13 protein-coding genes and 1 pseudogene are annotated in these 19,159 nt (G+C 53.5%); 8 read left to right on the forward strand and 6 right to left on the reverse strand.

The window, feature by feature from the left end:
* Positions 1-944 (forward strand): IS3 family transposase (locus tag CTATCC11996_RS18555; protein WP_003079122.1); only part of this gene is annotated, 944 nt, incomplete at its 5' end.
* Positions 945-1,147: 203 nt separating this feature from the next.
* Here CTATCC11996_RS18555 and CTATCC11996_RS18560 read toward each other — a convergent pair.
* Both CTATCC11996_RS18560 and CTATCC11996_RS18565 read right to left on the reverse strand, forming a co-directional pair.
* Positions 1,148-2,542 carry a heavy metal sensor histidine kinase gene (locus CTATCC11996_RS18560; RefSeq protein WP_003062497.1) on the reverse strand — a complete coding sequence of 465 codons (1,395 nt, stop codon included), beginning with the start codon at positions 2,540-2,542 and terminating at the stop codon, positions 1,148-1,150.
* Positions 2,539-3,231, reverse strand: coding sequence for a heavy metal response regulator transcription factor (locus tag CTATCC11996_RS18565; RefSeq protein ID WP_003062499.1), 693 nt, complete (start codon positions 3,229-3,231; stop codon positions 2,539-2,541). Before CTATCC11996_RS18565 ends, CTATCC11996_RS18560 begins: the two co-directional genes overlap by 4 nt.
* A gap of 175 nt (positions 3,232-3,406) precedes the next feature.
* On the opposite strand from CTATCC11996_RS18565, the gene CTATCC11996_RS18570 reads away from it, so the two are divergent.
* The 7 genes and pseudogenes from CTATCC11996_RS18570 (at position 3,407) to CTATCC11996_RS26350 (ending at position 12,159) form a co-directional block, all read left to right on the forward strand.
* Positions 3,407-4,684 (forward strand): TolC family protein, encoded by a 1,278-nt coding sequence (locus tag CTATCC11996_RS18570; RefSeq protein WP_012838505.1) that lies wholly within the window; start codon positions 3,407-3,409, stop codon positions 4,682-4,684.
* 22 nt (positions 4,685-4,706) lie between these two features.
* Positions 4,707-6,056, forward strand: a complete 1,350-nt coding sequence (locus CTATCC11996_RS18575) for an efflux RND transporter periplasmic adaptor subunit (RefSeq protein WP_034349613.1) — start codon at positions 4,707-4,709, stop codon at positions 6,054-6,056.
* Between the two features lie 13 nt (positions 6,057-6,069).
* Positions 6,070-9,243, forward strand: a complete 3,174-nt coding sequence (locus CTATCC11996_RS18580; protein WP_003055034.1) for an efflux RND transporter permease subunit — start codon at positions 6,070-6,072, stop codon at positions 9,241-9,243.
* Between the two features lie 199 nt (positions 9,244-9,442).
* Positions 9,443-9,790, forward strand: a complete 348-nt coding sequence (locus tag CTATCC11996_RS25140; protein ID WP_003079124.1) for a DUF4148 domain-containing protein — start codon at positions 9,443-9,445, stop codon at positions 9,788-9,790.
* A gap of 191 nt (positions 9,791-9,981) precedes the next feature.
* A complete protein-coding gene (locus tag CTATCC11996_RS25145) occupies positions 9,982-11,625 on the forward strand; it encodes a phosphoethanolamine transferase (protein ID WP_003062506.1) in 1,644 nt (547 codons plus the stop codon).
* A 142-nt stretch (positions 11,626-11,767) separates the two neighbouring features.
* A pseudogene (locus CTATCC11996_RS26345) lies at positions 11,768-12,061 on the forward strand (IS3 family transposase); the annotation flags it as partial.
* Between the two features lie 32 nt (positions 12,062-12,093).
* A complete protein-coding gene (locus CTATCC11996_RS26350) occupies positions 12,094-12,159 on the forward strand; it encodes a hypothetical protein (protein ID WP_224651146.1) in 66 nt (21 codons plus the stop codon).
* Between the two features lie 349 nt (positions 12,160-12,508).
* Here CTATCC11996_RS26350 and CTATCC11996_RS18585 read toward each other — a convergent pair whose 3' ends face one another.
* The 4 genes from CTATCC11996_RS18585 to CTATCC11996_RS18600 all read right to left on the reverse strand — a co-directional run bounded on the left by CTATCC11996_RS18585 (position 12,509) and on the right by CTATCC11996_RS18600 (position 19,003).
* The gene (locus tag CTATCC11996_RS18585) at positions 12,509-14,458 is read right to left on the reverse strand and encodes a cytochrome c/FTR1 family iron permease (RefSeq protein WP_003062510.1); all 1,950 of its coding nucleotides are present in this window, start codon (positions 14,456-14,458) and stop codon (positions 12,509-12,511) included.
* Between the two features lie 230 nt (positions 14,459-14,688).
* On the reverse strand, positions 14,689-15,492 hold the full coding sequence (locus CTATCC11996_RS18590; RefSeq protein ID WP_003055168.1) for an undecaprenyl-diphosphate phosphatase: 804 nt from the start codon (positions 15,490-15,492) through the stop codon (positions 14,689-14,691).
* Positions 15,493-15,579: 87 nt separating this feature from the next.
* Complete coding sequence (lspA, locus tag CTATCC11996_RS18595) at positions 15,580-16,086, reverse strand: signal peptidase II (protein ID WP_003062512.1); 507 nt, start codon at positions 16,084-16,086, stop codon at positions 15,580-15,582.
* Entirely contained in the window at positions 16,076-19,003 is a 2,928-nt protein-coding gene (locus CTATCC11996_RS18600; RefSeq protein ID WP_003079126.1) for a heavy metal translocating P-type ATPase, read from the reverse strand. The genes lspA and CTATCC11996_RS18600 overlap by 11 nt, the downstream gene beginning before the upstream one ends.
* Positions 19,004-19,159 lie beyond the last annotated feature (156 nt).

The following is a 19,159-nucleotide window of genomic DNA, read 5'->3' on the forward strand; positions in this document are numbered from 1 at the left end:
AACGTGAGCTTCTCAAGCAGGCCCATGAAATCTTAAAAAATGGGGCTGACATTGATCTGCATAGGCTGGCAAACAAAGATAAGGCTGTGCTGGTTGAAGCGTTGCACGGGCAGTATGAATTGCCAGAACTACTTTCTCTTGTTGGACTTGCTAGAAGCTCGTATTTTTACCATCGTGCCCGGCTGAAGCTGGCTGACAAATACTTGGATGTACGCCGAAGCATCACAGATATCTTCGACAACAACTACCGTTGCTATGGATATCGCAGAGTGCAGGCATCCTTGCTCAAGGAGTGCACGGGCATCTCAGAGAAGGTGGTGCGTCGGCTGATGAAGCAGGAAGGGTTGATCGTGGCCAAGCCAAAACGCCGCAGATATAACTCATACCTTGGAGAGATAGGTGCTGCCCCTCAAAACCTCATCAATCGAGACTTCCATGCTGCTGCGCCCAATGAGAAGTGGCTCACCGACATTACTGAATTCCAGATTCCTGCTGGTAAGGTTTACCTGTCGCCAGTCATTGATTGCTTTGACGGGCTGGTGGTGAGCTGGTCGATTGGGACTCATCCCAATGCAAATCTCGTCAACACAATGCTGGATGCGGCCATTGACGCTGTTCAAGGCAGCGAGAGCCGCCCTGTGATTCATTCTGATCGTGGAGCTCACTACCGATGGCCCGGCTGGCTCTCGAGGGTCCATGATGCAAAGTTGGTTCGCTCGATGTCTCGCAAAGGGTGCTCGCCAGACAATGCCGCATGCGAAGGCTTCTTTGGACGGCTGAAAATAGAACTGTTCTATCCCAGCAACTGGCAATCAACAACGATTGAGCAGTTCATTGAAGCTGTCGATACTTACATTCATTGGTACAACGAAAAACGCATCAAGGTATCTCTGGGACGTTTAAGTCCTGTGGAATACCGACAAGAACTTGGTCTAGCCGCATAAAAACCAGTCCAAGTTTTTATCCGCATCCCCGCCGGAGGCTAGTGGGTCACTTCTGGGTGGAAATCAACAGTCGTGCTCCAGGATTTGCCTGGCTGCTTCATTCTCGAGTTCTTCGAGGTAACGTTGGCAGCTCATAAGGACTCCTGATGGAACGAGGAGGCTCTGAACTAGCTATGAAACTCAGGTCGATCCAAGTTGGAATCTCACGACTGAGATTCAAAGATGTGTGGCGTTGTCTTAGGTGAGGCAGGTAATGAAATCCCAATTTTGGTGATCCCGCTTGAGGATGTCGCGAAAGCGGTACCGCCGTGCATCCGCGCTATAGCCGCAACGATGGCCAGTCCTAAGCCGTGATTGAGATTTGCATGTGCGCGGGACGCATCAGCACGATAGAACCGATCAAACAGGCGTGGCAGATGGATGGGATCGATCTCCGCTCCTCGGTTGATCACCGCAATGCTAACGTTGTCACGTTTGCCATCGGGTGTCTCCACTACGCTTTGGGAGATCTCGATAGTGATCGTTGATCCGGCTTCTGCATAGCGTGAAGCGTTGCCTAAAAGATTGGATAGTGCACGGCGAACCAAACGCGCATCCACAGCAACACTTGCATCTCCATCGATTAGAACTTGAAGGTGCGCTTCTTGAAGCACTGCCTCATGGAACTCGGCCACTTCTGAGGCAAGCTCTGCAAGACTCACTTTGGCGGATCGCCGCGCTTCAGTACCGCGGTCTGCGTGTGACAGAAACAGCATGTCAGCCACGATTCCGGCCATGCGCTGTAGATCCTCTAGGTTGGAGGCCAAGATGTCCTGTAGTTCAACAGCACTACGCGGTTTACGAAGCGCCAACTCGCAACTACTGATCAAGGTGGTCAACGGTGTGTTTAGTTCGTGTGCCACGTCAGCATTGAACGCCTCCATTTGTTGATAGGCGATGGCCAGTCGGTCAAGCAATGCATTGAACTGTGCGATCAATGGTCTTAATTCTTGAGGTTGATGGCTATCATCTAAACGGCGATGCAAGTCTTGCGCAGAAAGGCTTCGCGTTTGATCCACCAGTAGGCGTAAAGGCTTGAGTCCTATGCGAACAAGCCATGTGCTCGCAAATGAGACCAGCAATGCACCCGCCACGGCGGCAATGCCCAGGGTCCAGGCCAGACGATTAAGCAGTCGGTCATCTGGTCTACGGTCTAGCAACAGGACCGCTTGCATTGGCTGCAGGCCGTCGTTAACTGTCGGAACTTCCACTGAAAATTTGCGAACTGCAACCCGGTCGTCATCTTCAGGTTGGCGCAAAAGTTCAAATGCGCTTTTACCGGAGGTTGGCACCAGGCGTAAAGACAGTTCGTCATGCCCCGTGACGAAGTCGTTAAGCATGTGGTTCAAGGCCTCCGGGGAGTGAACCCCTCGGCTCTCGCTTAACAGGTGCTCGATTGCTGTTTTCTTGTGATCTAAGGTGTCTTGCTGACGTTCCGACAGCGTGACGGAGATCACGAAATAGACAGCAATGCATACAAAACCGAGGCCAACAATGGTTTGCAGTGCTAAGGCGCGGGCTAAACGTCGAGCTAAATGTGGTGCAGCGGTCTTGCTCATGTTGTGCGAGATTCGAGCACATAGCCCATGCCACGGACGGTGTGGAGGAGATGTTGCTCAAAAGGCTGATCAAGCTTTAGCCGCAGGCGTCGGATAGCGACCTCTACCACGTTGGTCTCACTGTCGAAATTCATATCCCAAACCTGAGATGCCAACTCTGTTCGTGTTAACACTTCCCCTTGGCGGCGTAATAGAAGGCTAAGCAAATTGAACTCTTTGGCCGTGAGCTCGATTCTCTGGCCCGCCCGCGTGGCCCTACGACGAATTAGGTCTAACTCTAAGTCAGCTAAGCGCAGAGTCGTCGCTTCGGGGGCGGCTTGGGCAACGCTGGGGCCACTGCGCCGTAATAGAACATGCAGGCGTGCGACCAGTTCAGAAAATGCAAATGGCTTAACGAGATAGTCATCGGCGCCACACTGCAGTCCCTTGACGCGATCCTCAACCTGGCCACGGGCAGTCAACATCAGTACAGGTGTTTGTTTCGTTTGCCTCAGCGCAGCTAGCACGGCTAGGCCATCGATGCCCGGAAGCATGCCGTCAAGCACGATCAGGTCATAGTCCATTTCACTGGCCAGGTGCAGACCGTCAATACCGTTGTGGGCTACATCCACAGTGAAGCCCTCTTCCGCCAGACCCTTGTTTAGGTAATCGGCGAGCTTGATCTCATCTTCTACAACCAGGATTTTCATGCTGACTATTCTGAGATAGGCGCACGCATTTTGAAAATGACAAATTTGTCATCCGGCTGTCAGGATGGTGAGGGGAGCACTTTATTATAGTGGCAGCGCCCACCCGCTTTCTATTCCTCACCTGGGCAATGTATCGCCCGGCTGACTTTGGATTGCACGGGTAGGAGTTTTAACAATGATTTCTTCGTCGTCTCATCGTGCTGGCCGAGCAGCTAGTGCGTTGCGTCATGCGTTGTTGTCCACCAGTTTGGCTTTAACTGGCGTGGCAGGCATAGCGCAGGACAATCCTGCCAATAAGGCGTCTCTGGCACCACTGACTCTGGACACTGCAGTAGCACGCGCTATCGACCAACACCCTCGTTTACGAGCTGCCCAGCGCGGTCTTGAGGCAAGCGATGGAGCCGTTCTGCAAAGTAAGGCGAGGCCTAACCCTGCGCTCTCGTATTCACAAGAAGATACGAGCAGAGATAAACGTACCACGACGGTTCAATGGACCCAAATGCTGGAAATCGGTGGCAAGCGCGATGCGCGCATGCGTGCTGCAGCACGTGGCCGAGATGTGGCTGAGGCGGAGCTGGATGCCGCCAAAGCTAATCTTGTCGCAGATGTCCGACTCGCATTCTTCGGGTTGTTAGTCGCACAGCAGCGTGAAGTCCTCGCAGGACAAACTCTTGACATCGCTCGAAGCGCGCGTGAGGCTGCATCGAAGCGTGTAGCAGCGGGCAAGGCAGCGCCCCTAGAGGCCAACCGGGCCAGTGTCGCTGAGTCCAGTGCAGAGCTGGAGCAAGCCCAAGCTCAGGCCGCAAAACGAGTGGCTCGTCAACAATTACAGGCCCTTATAGGAGAGGGAGGCCCTGTATTTGGTGATGCGCAAGGCAAACTTGACGCGTTGCCTACTGTTCCGGAAATTGGGGTTCTTCAAAGCCGCTTGGAGCAGTCGCCTTCCATTCAGCAAGCTCGCTTCACTGTTGAACAGAGCCGGGCGACCGCAGATCTGGAGCGCGCAAAGCGAATTCCTGACCCAACGGTGAGTCTAGGTATGAAGCGCGCTCAAGAGACCGGCAATCAACTCGTAGTCGGCGTCTCCATTCCTTTGCCTGTGCTCGATACCAATCGAGGAAATCAGTTGCAAGCCCTCCGCCTGGCTGACCAAGCTGAAGAGCGCTTGCTAGCTACCCGGTTGGAACTTCAGTCTCAACTTTATGCGGCGCGAGAGACGCTAGAGGCAAGTCGTAAACAAGCTATCCAACTGTCTGAACGCGTGCTGCCGACTGCACAAGTCGCCTATGAGGCGGCAAGCAAAGGATTTGCGCTAGGGAAATTCGGCTATCTGGACGTACTTGACGCGCAACGCTCTTTGTTTGATGTACGTAGTCAATACCTGGACCAGTTAATGGCCACACATCGTGCTTCGGCCGATATCGAACGCTTGTTGGGCACAACAGACGAGTAAGTTTTTTGCACAGATCATCAACATGAACGATACAAAACCATCTCCATTTGGGACTCGGCGTACTCAGATTGCAATTGCTGCAATCCTAGTAGTTGGCGCTCTTTCTGCTGCACTAATTCTTCGCAGTGGTCCAGACAGCAGCAGTGCTAAAGGTGCCGGAGGTCAGGGGCACTCAGAAGCCGCTAGCCACGCAGACACAGAACATCACGGCGAGAAGCAAAGCGGTGATCACAAAGATGAAAAAGGACACGCAGATGGTGAGCACCATGATGAAAAAGAGCAAAAGGACGGAGCCAAGTCTGCAGAGAAGAAAAGCGCCGAAGGTGCTCATGATGACGATGAAGGTCTAATCCAAATGGATTCGCAGCGTATGCAGGCTGCAGGCATTCGAACCGCAGAGGTCGGCGCTGCAACTGTTCGCTCAGTACTGCAACTTCCGGGGGAAATACGCTTCAACGAAGACAAAACGGCTCACGTTGTCCCTCGAGTCCCTGGCGTCGTCGACTCGGTACCCGCCAATCTCGGGCAGGTTGTAAAGAAGGGGCAGTTGCTGGCTGTGTTGAGCAGTGCGGCTGTTTCTGAGCAACGAAGTGAACTTCAAGCCGCTAGCCAACGCTTAGCACTGGCGCGTACAAGCTATGCCAGAGAGCAAAAGCTGTGGGAGGAGAAGGTATCGGCTGAACAGGATTACTTGCAGGCTCGGCAGACACTGCGCGAGGCAGAAATTGCCGTTTCAAATGCTCAACAGAAATTGGCAGCCAACGGCGCCGGAGGCGGTGGCGGTGCACTAAACCGATTTGAATTAAGGGCTCCTTTTGACGGAGTGATCGTCGAGAAGCATCTCGCCGTCGGTGAAGCTGTTCAGGACACTACCCAAGTTTTCACAATCTCAGACTTGCGCTCCGTTTGGGCTGAAATGAGGGTTGCAGCATCTGACTTGCCCGCCGTGAAGGTAGGGGAAAAAGCAACTGTCAAAGCGACAGCATTCTCGTCGTCTGCGACTGGGGTGGTTGCTTACGTGGGTGCTCTGATTGGCCAGGAAACACGTACCGCTCCTGCTCGAATCACTCTAGAGAATCCTGAAGGTGCGTGGCGCCCAGGTCTATTCGTTAATGTGGAGTTGACGGCCTCTTCGCAACAAGTGCCAGTGGCGGTAGCTTCCAGTGCTATCCAGCGTCTGGACGGCCAAAACAGTGTTGTGTTTGTGCCCGTCAAGGGGGGTTTCCGAGCTCAACCTGTACGCGTTGGTCGCTCAGATCCCCAGACAACAGAAATTCTTGAAGGGCTGAAGTCCGGCCAGTCCTATGTGACTGAAGGCAGCTTCATGCTTAAGGCCGAACTGGGCAAGGCTACAGCCGAGCACGCACACTAAGCAAGGGCTGCAAATGTTCGAACGAATTATCCGATTTGCCATTGAGCAGCGCTGGCTGGTCATGGTTGCCGTTCTGGCCCTAGCGGCTCTTGGCGTATACAACTATCAACGCCTCGCTATTGATGCTGTACCTGACATTACCAATGTTCAGGTACAGATCAATACGCAGGCCAGCGGCTACTCACCGCTTGAGACTGAGCAGCGAGTCACTTACCCAATTGAAACGGTGATGGCCGGCCTGCCCAATCTGGAACAGACTCGCTCGCTGTCGCGCTACGGCCTGTCGCAAGTGACAGTAGTGTTTAAAGATGGCACTGACATCTACTTTGCTCGCCAGTTAGTCAACGAACGCATCCAACAGGCCCGTGACAATCTTCCCGCTGGTGTCACTCCCACGCTGGGACCTATCTCTACAGGTTTGGGTGAGATCTATCTTTGGACCGTTGAGGCCGAGGACGGTGCAAAGAAGGCAGATGGAACGCCTTACACACCTATGGATCTGCGCGAGATACAGGACTGGGTGATCAAACCGCAACTGCGTAATGTGCCTGGTGTCACTGAAATCAACTCTATTGGCGGGTTCGCGAAAGAGTATCTGGTTTCGCCACGCCCAGAACAGCTGGCGTCCTATGGTTTCACTCTTGCTGACCTGGTTGCTGCGTTGGAACGCAACAATACCAATGTGGGAGCTGGATACATTGAGCGTCAAGGTGAACAGTATTTGATCCGTGCCCCAGGTCAAGTCTCTGGCATTGCTGACATTCGAGAAGTGATCGTGGGTTCGGCTCAAGGCCAGCCCATACGTATTCGTGATTTGGCAGAGGTTGGCTTGGGTCGTGAGCTTCGCACTGGAGCTGCCACGGATAACGGCCGAGAGGTCGTGCTTGGCACGGTCTTCATGCTGATCGGGGAGAACAGCCGTGTGGTCTCGCAGGCTGTGGCTGCACGTATGGAGCAGATTAACCGCAGTCTTCCTGAAGGCGTGAAAGCGATCACGGTCTACGATCGCACAAACCTCGTCGATAAAGCCATCGCAACGGTCAAGAAGAATTTGGTGGAAGGTGCGGCTTTAGTTGTTGTCATCCTCTTCCTTTTCCTAGGCAACCTCCGCGCGGCCCTGATTACAGCGCTGATCATTCCGTTGTCCATGCTGTTCACCTTCACTGGCATGGTGCAATACAAAGTCAGTGCCAACCTGATGAGTCTGGGCGCTCTTGACTTCGGCATCATCATTGATGGCGCGGTGGTCATTGTGGAGAACTGCGTGCGTCGTCTTGCCCACGCGCAAGAAGCACGCGGACGCTCTTTGACGCGCAGTGAACGCTTCCACGAAGTATTTGCTGCAGCCAAGGAAGCGCGTCGGCCATTGTTGTTTGGACAATTGATCATCATGGTGGTCTATTTGCCAATCTTTGCGCTCACAGGTGTAGAGGGCAAGATGTTCCATCCCATGGCGCTGACTGTGGTGATCGCGCTTGCTGGCGCAATGCTGCTGTCCATTACCTTCATTCCTGCGGCGATTGCTCTTTTCATGGGCAACAAGGTTGCGGAGAAGGAAAATCGCCTCATGGTTTGGGCACGTCGCGTTTATGCACCAGCCCTTCATCGCGTCATGAGAGCTCCTGCAGTTGTTCTGACTGCAGCTGGTGTGGCGGTGGTGCTAAGCCTGCTGCTGGCAACGCGTCTTGGTAGTGAATTTGCACCAAACCTCAACGAGGGCGACTTCGCCATTCAGGCTCTGCGGATTCCAGGAACCAGCCTGACCCAGTCCCTTGAGATGCAAATGCAGATCGAGAAAACCTTGAAGAAAGAGTTTCCTGAGATCGACAGGGTATTTGCTCGTACAGGTACCGCGGAGATTGCCTCTGACCCGATGCCTCCGAACATCTCGGACGGCTACATCATGCTTAAGCCGCAGTCCGAATGGCCGGATCCGGCACGTACACGAGACGATTTGCTGGCAGCAATTCAGGCAGCCGCAGATCGAGTTCCAGGCAACAATTTCGAGTTCTCTCAACCTATTCAACTGCGCTTCAATGAGTTGATATCGGGTGTGCGTAGTGATGTCGCTGTAAAGATTTTTGGCGACGACATGACTGTGCTGGAGAAGAACGCACAAGCCGTCGCAGGCATGTTGCAGCAAATTTCTGGAGCCTCTGAAGTCAAGGTCGAACAGACCACAGGCTTGCCAATGCTCACCGTGAAAATCGACCGTGAGAAGGCCTCGCGCTATGGTTTGAACATGGGTGACGTGCAAGACACCATCAGTACGGCACTGGGCGGTCGTGAAGCCGGCACAGTTTTCGAAGGCGACAAGCGATTCGACATTCAGGTTCGCTTGCCGGACGAAGTGCGCAATGACATGGAAGCGATAGGACGCCTACCTATCGCGCTTCCACGCGGTACGGATGGCCGACTTGGTTTTGTTCCGCTTTCGGCCGTGGCTAGTTTTGATATCGCACCAGGCCCTAACCAGGTGAGCCGAGAGGATGGTAAGCGCCGCATCGTGGTGAGTGCCAACGTGCGCGGACGTGATATTGGATCTTTCGTCACAGAAGCACAACAACGCCTCGAATCGCTGCAACTGCCTGCCGGCTACTGGACCCGATGGGGCGGAACCTTCGAGAACCTCGAGTCGGCTAGAAAACGCTTGACGATTGTTGTGCCGGCAGCATTGCTGATGGTCTTTGTCTTGCTGTTTGCAATGTTCGGCAATGTTCGTGATGGTCTCATCGTGTTCACGGGCATTCCGTTTGCGCTGACAGGTGGCATCTTGGCGCTCTGGATGCGCGGTATTCCTTTATCCATCTCGGCAGCGATCGGGTTTATCGCGCTGTCAGGCGTGGCAGTGCTCAATGGCTTGGTGATGATTGCCTACATCCGATCGCTGCGCGAAGAAGGAAAGCGCCTATATGAAGCAGTCACTGAAGGTGCTTTGACCCGACTGCGGCCAGTTCTGATGACCGCGTTGGTTGCATCGCTAGGCTTTGTTCCGATGGCCATCGCAACGGGCACAGGCGCGGAAGTTCAGCGCCCCTTGGCCACAGTGGTGATCGGCGGGATCTTGTCGTCGACTTTGCTGACCCTTCTCGTGTTGCCATTGCTTTATAGCTTGATACACCGCAAGGATCTCTCCGAGACGGAGGATGAGCAGGTGTTGGCGTCTACTGAGGAAAAGCCAGCCTGATACAAGTAGTTCAATTCACCTCATAAAAGCCATGGCCTCTAAGGCCATGGCTTTTTCTTGTAACAATACTTAATATGACAACATTGTCACATTCCTGTTGGCAATCTGTCGGTGGGTATTTTCTACACTTAAGCCATCTTCTCTGAATAGACGACTTTCTTAGATGGAGAAGAAAATCAATTCACTTAAGGAGTATTAAATGGCTCACCGTAAAATTTTTGCATCTCTCACCGCCGCAGCCGCAATGGCAACCGTTATGGCAATGCCTGGCGTCGCAGTCGCAGATACGTACTGGCACCCCACAAATAATGAGGCTGGTGTAAAAGTATACCCCGAGCATTTCAAGAGCTCTCGAACCCGTGACCAAGTTCGTGAAGAAGCAGCGAATGCCGTACGAGAGGGCGGGGACAATCGACTGCGCAGCGGAAACTACCCAGCTGAGGCGAAAGGTACGGAGCCCGAAAAGACACGTCAGCAAGTTATCGACGAACTGATTAAAGAAACCCCTTCGCAGCGAGATGCTCGTAACCAAGCTATAGCTGGGTAATCAGTAATATTTTCTTGGCGTGGATTCGTGGTAACACGATCCACGTTTTTTTTCGCTCAAAAAATGACAAAAATGTAATCGGAATGTCATCGTGCAGATCAGATTTTATCTCTAGGATTGTGGGTTTATATAAATTCAAAAATAGTTTCATTGAGAAGCTGAATAGTTCTTGATTAAATTCTTTTCGTAAAATGAAGACTTTAAATAAAATAAGTGAATTCCTGCGCTCTAGTGGCATGCAATCAACACGCATGATCATTGGAGTTAGTATATGGATTGCTATTTTTTCTAATTATTATCTTTGGCTGAAGATATCTAAACTAGGTGAAGAATCGAATATAAGTTTAATAATATCTTTTGTTTTTATATTGATTGGTGTGAATATTTTTTCGATTTCTGTTTTGGGATGGGGGTGGCTTTTAAGGCCAATTGCCAGCATCTTTGTAGTCGGTGCGGCTTCAGGTGCCTATTTCATGCAAGCATACGGGATTGTTATTGATTCCAATATGATAACTAATGTGCTTCAAACAGACTTCAATGAAGCCTCGGATCTGATTAACTTGCAGATGATTTTCGTGATCTTGCTGCTGTCGTTGCCTCCATTGTGGTTTATATGGCGCAGAAATTTCTCAAAATCTACTTTTGGCAAACTGATATTGCAACGTTTGATGCTTGCTCTCCTGGGGATTTCAATAGCAGTGGTAAGCCTAATTGTTTCTTTTCAGGCGTTCTCCTCAACCATGAGGAACCATAAGGAGATTCGCTATTTGATTAATCCATACAACGGACTATATGCGGTTTTCAAGAAAATTGACGATTCCCAGAAGAGGAAATCTAAAGATTTGGTAAAAATAGGAGAAGGAGCATACATTGAAGGGACTATAGACCCTATAGTATTTCTTGTAGTCGGAGAAACCGCTCGTTCAGATCATTTGGGGTTGAATGGCTATTTAAGAGATACCACACCTTTGCTATCAAGTCGAAAAGACATTTTGTCATTTAAAAATGCCTGGGCTTGTGGAACGAGCACCGCAGAGTCATTGCCGTGCATGTTTTCTCATTTATCAAGAGAGGAATTTTTTGATCGAAGCGAAAATTACGAAAATTTATTAGATGTTCTAAAAAGGGCAGGATTGGATGTCCTTTGGGTTGACAATCAATCAGGGTGTAAGGGGGTATGTGCGAGAATACCTGCTAGTAATCAAGAGATTATCGAAGGTAATATCAATTGCAGAGATGATGGCTGTTTTGATGCAGCAGTGTTGAACAATCTCCAAAAGAAAATTGAAGACTTGCCAAAACCTGGCAAAGCTAAAGGAACCGTTATTCTAGTTCACCAAATGGGAAGCCATGGTCCAGCCTATTACAAGCGCTCTTCATCAGATAGAAAAGCCTACTTCCCAGAGTGTGACTCTTCAGCTCTGCAAACCTGCAGTCGAGACCAAGTAGTTAATGCATATGACAATAGCATAAGAGAGACTGATTATTTCATTTCGAATGCAATTGATTGGATTAAGGAAACATATCCAGATCGACCAACTGCAATGATGTATGTCTCAGATCATGGCGAGTCTTTAGGAGAAAATAATATATACCTCCATGGCCTACCTTATAGTTTGGCACCCGATGCTCAGAAACGGATTCCTTGGATCGCTTGGTTCTCTGAATCATTTAAGCGCGAGAAATTCGACGAAAATGGATGTGCTGCTCTATTAGACGTTGATGCCAAGATAAGTCATGATAATTATTTCCATTCGGTTTTGGGAATGATGAATGTAAAGTCTGAGATCTACAATCCTGATCTTGATATTTTTAAAAAATGCAGGAAGTATTGATTTTTGAAGCGATGTTGAGCAAATGGGTTTCTGACTATCTGGTTGGATAAAGGCATAGCATGGTTTGTCGCTATCAGTGGCAAACAGGGGCGTAGCCCGAAGGGGGATGCGAACAAATGCTAGGACTACCAGGATTTAGTTCATATTCTCATACGAAGACAGGATTCGTGCAGTTGAACGTTACTTCAAGCTTGGCTTGCGTATCAGGGCCACAATTCGCCAGTTGGGATACCCAATCAAGAACGCATTGAAAGGCTGGTATCAGCACTTCCTGAAGTATCAGGATTTGTCAGTAAGCCAAGCGCCAAGAGCACCGAAATATTCGCTGCAGCAAAGACAGGCAGCGGTTGCTCATTACCTCGTCCACTATCACTGTATTGCTGCCACGATAAGGGTTTTAGGTTACACGGGTCGAGGAACCTTGTCGTCTTGCGTCACGGCGATATTCCGAACCAGGCTAAGCCGACCATGACCATGGGCTTCGCGGCATCCGAAAAGAAGATGCTAAAGGTTGGAGATAAGGTGAAGTCCTAAGCAGAGGTGATCAATGGCAAGGCATGGTGACGGAGCTGAAACCAAGTCGCTGATAGAAAAGAGCCTGCCGTCCACGGCAGGCTCTTTGTTCAAGACATTCGTTTAGGCAGCAGACCGTACTAGCAGAGCTCCAAACTCGCAAGTCATCGTGGGCTTTCGTTTACTTTCTGCCAACAGCCGAAGATTGGCCTAAAGCAGGCATCCATTAGTGGCAGCACAGGTGTGTGCTTCAGGCTATTGCTGTTTGAAACTCCCCTATGGATCATGTTTTTGCCGGTGCCTGAAGATCTTTGAGAGTCAGGGTGCTCGGAGCATAGTCGGAGCACCCTACCAAGGGGGCCTATTAATCTCAAACGATTCGGGGGTTCCGAGCCTTCACGGCGTTCATGGCAAAGCCCGCTAAGGCAATGGCAAGCACCAAAGCTTGCGCAATCGCGGTTTCCGCTGACGGATAGATGCCAAGCACTTCAATGCGCGGCCAATGGATCGGGCTCGCGCTCAACCAGCCAGCCTCCTGGAGGCCAGCAACCCCCTTGCCAGCGAGCACTACCGCGAGCACCGCAACCAGGATCGAACTGAGGCTGAAGAACTTACCAATCGGCATGCGCGCACTGCTCCGCAGCATAAGCCATGCAATGACGGCCAGGATGGCCACTCCGCATACCAATCCGCCTAGCAAGGCACTGTTGTTGCCGTCACTGGTCAGTGCAGAGTAAAACAACACGGTCTCAAACACCTCGCGGTAGACGGCGATGAACGACAAGGCGAACAATGCCCACGCTGAACGCCGCGTCATGGCTGCCGAAAGTTTGTCCTTTAGGTAGGCCTGCCACTTGCCCGCTGCGCTTTTCTGGTGCATCCAGAGCCCTACGCTCAGCAGCACAACGGCCGCGAACAGTGATGAAACCCCCTCGGTTACCTCACGGCTTGCGCCGCTGATGCTCATGAAGTAGGTGGCCACCGCCCAGGTCAGACCACCGCAAGCCAGTGCGGCCACCCAACCACCATGCACATAGCCCAGCACATCGCGTCGCTCTGCCTTCTTCAGGAAAGCCAGCATTCCCACGACGATCAACAGCGCTTCAACACCTTCACGTAGCAGGATCGTGAGGGAGGCAACGAAGGTGGTTAATGGATCTGCCTTATTAGCGCCGAGTTCGGCGTCCACCTGGGCAAACAGATCGTCCAGCTTCTGTGCTGTGGCATCGGCTTGTTCCAACCGCCCACCGGCGAGCGCACCGCGATAGGCCAGCATGGCGTTTTCGACTTCTGTGAGAAGTGCCTGGTTGCGTGCGCGCAATGCAGGCTCAAGCGGCTCAAAACCATCCAAGTAAGCCGACAGGCCCAGTCGTGTTGCGCTGGCCCGGTCGCCCGCGCGCGCCGCGGCAAGGCTCTTCTGAAGGAGTGAGCGGGCCAGGGTTAGTCCGCCAGAGCCGCTCGCAACAGCGGTGACTTCTGGGTGGCTACGAACATATGCGGTGAGGTCGCGAGCTGCGTCTGGTGCTATCAGTTCGGATAAAGCGGCTTCGGTCAAGGTCGCTGCAGCAGCTAGATCGGGAAAGACAGTCTTGGCGGCGGTGTCTCGAACCCAGGATTGTTCGCCGCGAGCACGCATGGCATCGTCATGCGACAGTGTTCCTGTGAAGAAGGCCAGCGCCCAACGATCCTCGTCAGCGAGCGTGCCGAAGCCCTGCATCGATGTGCCGGTCACGCCTTGAGAAATGACCTGGTACAGCGCGAGCACACTTCGCGAACGGGCACGATCATGATCGGTGAAGGCGATCGGGGGCGGGTCTAGCTTGGTGCTGAGTGGGCCGTCGCCAGCACCAGTTGCCCCGTGGCATGACGCGCACTTGGCTTCAAACAGCACCTTAGCGCGTGCGAGATCCGGTGGCTGAGTCGGAGATAGCGGAAACGGATAGGCTTTGACCAACGCCGCTGCCAGCGAATTGGCGCTGTCGGCCACTGCTTTGGCATCCGCCTTTGCGGCAATGAGGTCTACTAGCACTTTGGCCTGCCGCTGCAACTCGGGCAGCACCGCAGTGCTCGGCAATGCGGCTAGCTGCAGCACAGCGGTTGCCGCGAATTCCTTCATTTCTTCGTATTCACTCGCACTTTGAATCTGGCCGTTGCTTACTGCGCCACCGTAGTCAACCGCCAGGTAGTCCAGCAACTGCCAGGTCTGCTTAGCCTGATCGCTGGCAGCAGGGTCGGCAGCCCAGGCGGGAGAAGCAGACCAGAGCACAAACAATGCGGCTATTGCCAGGAATCTTCTGGCGTAAAGAGAAAGCATTTTCATGATATGGAAGTGTTATTGATTCTCATTTTATTCAGGATATGGCCCACTGGGCGTTGCTCAAGGCCGTTCGGCATAAGTTTCTAAAAAGGAGGTTTGCTTGTTGTAGGCAAAAAATGACTCAACCAAAAACGCCGCATAACTTAGGTTGCATTTATCGATCGAGTCACAGCCAACTGTGCTGAATGCCTATAAGAGGCAACATATTCATCTTCGTCATGGTTGCTGAACGATTACGTGACGAGCACTGCCAAGATTAGTGTTCCCAGTGCAATGCGATACCACGCGAAAACTCCAAATCCATGTCCGGTCAGATAGCGCATCAGAAGGCGTATGGCAAGCAGCGCAAATACGAAAGAGGCAAGGAGACCCATTACAAAAACGCCGATGTCGTCGCTCGACAATGCGTTCCAGTGCTTAAAGAGGTTGTATCCGGAGGCGGCCCCCAAGACTGGAATGCCAAGGAAAAACGAAAACTCCGTCGCCGCCTGGCGTGAAGCCCCGAACCATAGCCCGCCGATAATCGTCGCGCCTGAGCGAGAAGTACCCGGCCAAAGTGCAAGGCACTGCACGAAACCAATCTTCAATGCGTCGATTCGGCTGATCTCTTCGGCACGCTCGGCCTTTACATGCACGGGCCGCCGCTCGGCCCACAGAATCGCGATACCACCGATTACGAGTGCGACGGCCACTGGCCCTGGGCTAAATAGCAGCCTCTGCACATGAGATCCAATCAGCAATCCGAGCACTGCCGCAGGCATGAATGCAATGGCGAGGTTCACTAAGAACCGGCGAGCGCCCTGATCGGCACGCGCTGAGACAACAACGTTTGCCAGACGAGCCCTATATTCCCAGATGACCGCGAGCATCGCGCCGAACTGGATGAACACTTCAAAGACGTCGCGTTTCTCTTTCGCAAGGAATGAGAGCGCATTGCCCGCCAGGATCAAGTGCCCTGTCGAGGAGACTGGCAAGAATTCCGTGATGCCTTCGACGACGCCCATCATTAGCGTCTTGAGAACAAGTTCAGCGTGCATTTGCAGGCGGCATTGGTAGAGTCGAGTGGGACATCAGTTTCTCCGAAGCGATGTTCACGGCTCCGCATGTGTCAATGAAAAGATGGATCATCTTGCTGGCGTATGGGAATCTGCGCCGTTTCGTTCATGGCCGCGAAAAGCAGCGATCAGCAGAAACCCCGCTCCCAGGGTGATGCCAATGTCGGCTGCATTGAACGCCGGCCAGTGCCAATCACCCCAATGGAAATCGAGCCAGTCCACCACGGCCCCGTGCCGCACGCGATCAATAACATTGCCGAGCGCGCCTCCGAGAATTGCCGCATAGCCCACAGCCTCAGGTGTTGCAGTCTTCTCGCGGGCAATAAGCCAGGTGAGAAAGGCAGAAGCAGCGATGCCAAGAGCAACTAAAAAGCTGCGTTGCCATCCACCCGCCTGCGCCAAGAAGCTGAAGGCCGCACCTGGATTCAGCCAATGCCCGATGTTGAACCATGGTGTGATTTCATGGGAGCCATACAAAGGAATCCACGCGACGATGGCCGCCTTGGTCGCTATGTCGGCGGTAAGCACAGTCACGGCCAGCAGGTATACCCACAAATTAGTCCTCTTAATGGCCATGGGGCTTGATTTCCTCAGACGACCGCAGCAAGCGCATCCCATTGAAAACGACGGCCAGGCTAGCCCCCATGTCGGCCAGAATCGCCAGCCACAGACTTGCATGTCCAGTAAAAGCCAAGGCCATGAACACCGCCTTTGTCCCAAGCGCAAACACGATATTGGCCGTCAAGATGCCTGCAACGCGTTGCGATAGCCGGATGAACTCAGGAAGCTTGCGGAGGTTGTCTTGCATCAAGGCGACGTCAGCCGTTTCGATCGCTGTATCGGTACCAGCAGCGCCCATCGCAAAGCCTATGCTCGACTTGGCCAACGCTGGCGCATCGTTAACGCCATCCCCAACCATACCAACTGGCCCGCGTGCGAGTAGCCCTTCGATTGCCAACAGTTTGTCCTGCGGAAGTAGTTCGCCCTTGGCGTCGGTGATGCCCACCTGCGCAGCCACAGCTTGCGCGGTTTTCGAATTATCGCCAGTCAACATGACTGGCTCGATCCCCAGCGACTTGAGTTCGGCGATTGCTTGCCGGCTGGTGTCGCGCACCGTGTCGGCCACGGCCAGCAGGGCGAGTACTTGCTGGTCAGTTGCGAGGAGCACAACGGTCTTGGCCTCGTTCTCCAACGCATCGAGCTGAGTCTCGATCTCGAGTGTTGAAAGTCCCAGCTCTTTGATCAGCCGGTGGTTGCCGACGTAATAGACATCTCCATCGACGTTGCCTTTGACGCCTCGTCCAGGGATCGCTTCGAACTTGCCCACCTGAGCATGCGGTTGGTTGTAGCTGGCCACGATGGCAGAGGCCACAGGATGCTCCGACAGCGCATCGATGCTCGCAGCAATCCGCAGAACTTCTTCCCTCGGCTGGCCACGCAACGGTACGACATCGGTCAGAGAAGGGCGACCATGGGTCAGGGTCCCCGTCTTGTCCAAAGCCACCGATTTCAGGTGTCGCCCTTGTTCGAGGTAAAGACCGCCCTTGACAAGAATGCCCCGGCGTGCGGCCGCTGCCAGGCCGCTGACCACGGTAACCGGCGTGGAGATCACCAATGCGCAGGGGCAGGCAATGACCAGCATCACCAGCGCTTTGTAGACCCATTCGAACCAGGGCTGCCCGAAAGCGAACGGAGGAATGACCGCAACGGCGAGAGCAACCGCGAAGACCGCCGGTGTATAGATGCTGGCGAACTTGTCCACGAAGCGCTGCGTGGGTGCGCGTTGCCCCTGCGCTTCCTGCACCGATCGTGCAATACGGTCGAGAGTGGTTTCACCCTTTCGAGAGGTAACGCGGAACTCCAGCGTGCCGCGCTCGTTGATGGTACCGGCGAATACCGTGGCACCGGCGGTTTTCTCCACGGGCATGCTCTCACCGGTGATCGGCGCCTGGTTTACCGATGATTGGCCCGCGACGACTTCACCATCCAATGCGATGCGTTCGCCCGGACGCACCCGTACAATGCTGCCGAGTGGCACGGAATCCGCCTTGACTTCATGCCATTGCCCGTCCGGCTGGCGTACCAATGCGTTCTCCGGCGCCAGATCCATCAGCTTGCGGATGGCATTGCGGGCCCGATCCAGGCTCAAGGCCTCAATCATCTCAGCGATACCGAAGAGCCAGATCACCACCGCTGCCTCAGGCCACTGCCCAATCAGGGCCGCACCGATGACGGCGACCGTCATCAACAGGTTCATGTTCAGCGAGCGCGTCTTCAGCGCAATCCAGCCCTTTTTGAGGGTCTCGACCCCACCCAAGCTGATGGCCACGAGGCACGCAAGAATGATGGGCCAGGAGGCCTCGGATGCCCCCGCAAAGACCATGGCCTCTGCGCCGAGCGCTAGTACGCCGGAGACCGCCATCCGAATCCATTGCCCGCGCGAGATGCTGGTGCCGAAATCACGGGGCGCAGATGGCTCTGGGTCAGAGGTGCTTTGGAGCACTGGAGCCATGCCGAGTCGCTCAATCGCGGTCGTCACCGGAGCCAGATCGGCAAGATCGTGGCTCACGGTAAGCGTACGACCCATAAGATTGAAATTCAGTGCTTTCACCCCTGGCATACCTTCGAGCGCCTTGCGCAACAGCCCCTCCTCGGTTGGACAGTCCATTTTTTCGATGAGGTAGATGGCTTGGCCCTGCGGCGCGGTGTCGCCGCTGCGCTCGATGCTGGCCTTCATGCCGACATCGTTCAGCGCCTTGAGGATCGGCGCAGGGTCCGGCAAATGATGCAGCACATCCAGCCGTCGCCCCATCAGGTTGAAATCCAGTCGCTCAATACCGTTGATTGCACCCAGGCGCTTACGGATTGTTGCCTCTTCGGTGGGGCAATCCATATTCGGAATAAGGAAGCGTGTACCGTTGCCTGGCACTGGTGTCCGGATTGAAGACGCCACCATGCGAGGGGGGAGGGCTTCGACAGCGATTGGCATGCTACCCGCCGTCTTTTCTACCGGCTGCATACCCAGATTCACGATGGCCTGGGCAATCGGAGTGGTATCGGTGAGCGTATGGGATACCGTCAACGTGTGGGCCTTCAGGTCGAAGTCCAACTTCTGTACCCCTTCCAAAGGCTCCAGCGTTGCGCGCAACTGGCGTTCTTCGCTGGGGCAATCCATTTGCTGGATGAGATAGACAAGCTGCGAAGACCTGGGCTGCACGACCGCCTGCATGCCAATGTCGTGAAGTGCACGCAGGATTGCATTTTGGCCGGCAGGCTCATGCACTACTTCCACGTAATGAGCGGGCAAGTCAAAAACTACATCTTGGATGCCATCAATTTGCGCTAGCCGCTTGCGGATCTGGGCTTCCTCACTAGGGCAGTCCATATTGCCTATGAAAAAACCCGTCACGAGCGGCGCAACTGTCGCTTTCGTGATTCCTGTAGCGCACCCACATGTTGAGCCGCAAGTTGCTTGCGTCATTGCATTGTTCATAGTCAGTTGTCCTTGAATTCCTGATCGCTGGTTCGCTGCACGTAGTAACGGCATCAGATGCGACAGCGCACTCTGATTGATCATCACGCCGTCACTTGACTTCGGAGCCTATCTAGCGCATCATTAAAAACCCTAAAGCAGATTGAGAGTCAAGGG

Source organism: Comamonas testosteroni ATCC 11996 (assembly GCF_000241525.1).
In the GTDB taxonomy this organism is placed as follows: domain Bacteria; phylum Pseudomonadota; class Gammaproteobacteria; order Burkholderiales; family Burkholderiaceae_C; genus Comamonas; species Comamonas testosteroni.

Bases quoted from the DNA above. Each gene is read 5' to 3' on its own strand.
- CTATCC11996_RS25145 (WP_003062506.1), top strand. From the start codon at position 9,982: ATGAAGACTTTAAATAAAATAAGTGAATTCCTGCGCTCTAGTGGCATG.
- CTATCC11996_RS18575 (WP_034349613.1), top strand. From the start codon at position 4,707: ATGAACGATACAAAACCATCTCCATTTGGGACTCGGCGTACTCAGATT.
- lspA (WP_003062512.1), bottom strand. From the start codon at position 16,086: ATGGCCATTAAGAGGACTAATTTGTGGGTATACCTGCTGGCCGTGACT.
- CTATCC11996_RS25140 (WP_003079124.1), top strand. From the start codon at position 9,443: ATGGCTCACCGTAAAATTTTTGCATCTCTCACCGCCGCAGCCGCAATG.
- CTATCC11996_RS18570 (WP_012838505.1), top strand. From the start codon at position 3,407: ATGATTTCTTCGTCGTCTCATCGTGCTGGCCGAGCAGCTAGTGCGTTG.
- CTATCC11996_RS18585 (WP_003062510.1), bottom strand. From the start codon at position 14,458: ATGAAAATGCTTTCTCTTTACGCCAGAAGATTCCTGGCAATAGCCGCA.
- CTATCC11996_RS18600 (WP_003079126.1), bottom strand. From the start codon at position 19,003: ATGAACAATGCAATGACGCAAGCAACTTGCGGCTCAACATGTGGGTGC.
- CTATCC11996_RS18565 (WP_003062499.1), bottom strand. From the start codon at position 3,231: ATGAAAATCCTGGTTGTAGAAGATGAGATCAAGCTCGCCGATTACCTA.
- CTATCC11996_RS18590 (WP_003055168.1), bottom strand. From the start codon at position 15,492: ATGCACGCTGAACTTGTTCTCAAGACGCTAATGATGGGCGTCGTCGAA.
- CTATCC11996_RS18560 (WP_003062497.1), bottom strand. From the start codon at position 2,542: ATGAGCAAGACCGCTGCACCACATTTAGCTCGACGTTTAGCCCGCGCC.
- CTATCC11996_RS18580 (WP_003055034.1), top strand. From the start codon at position 6,070: ATGTTCGAACGAATTATCCGATTTGCCATTGAGCAGCGCTGGCTGGTC.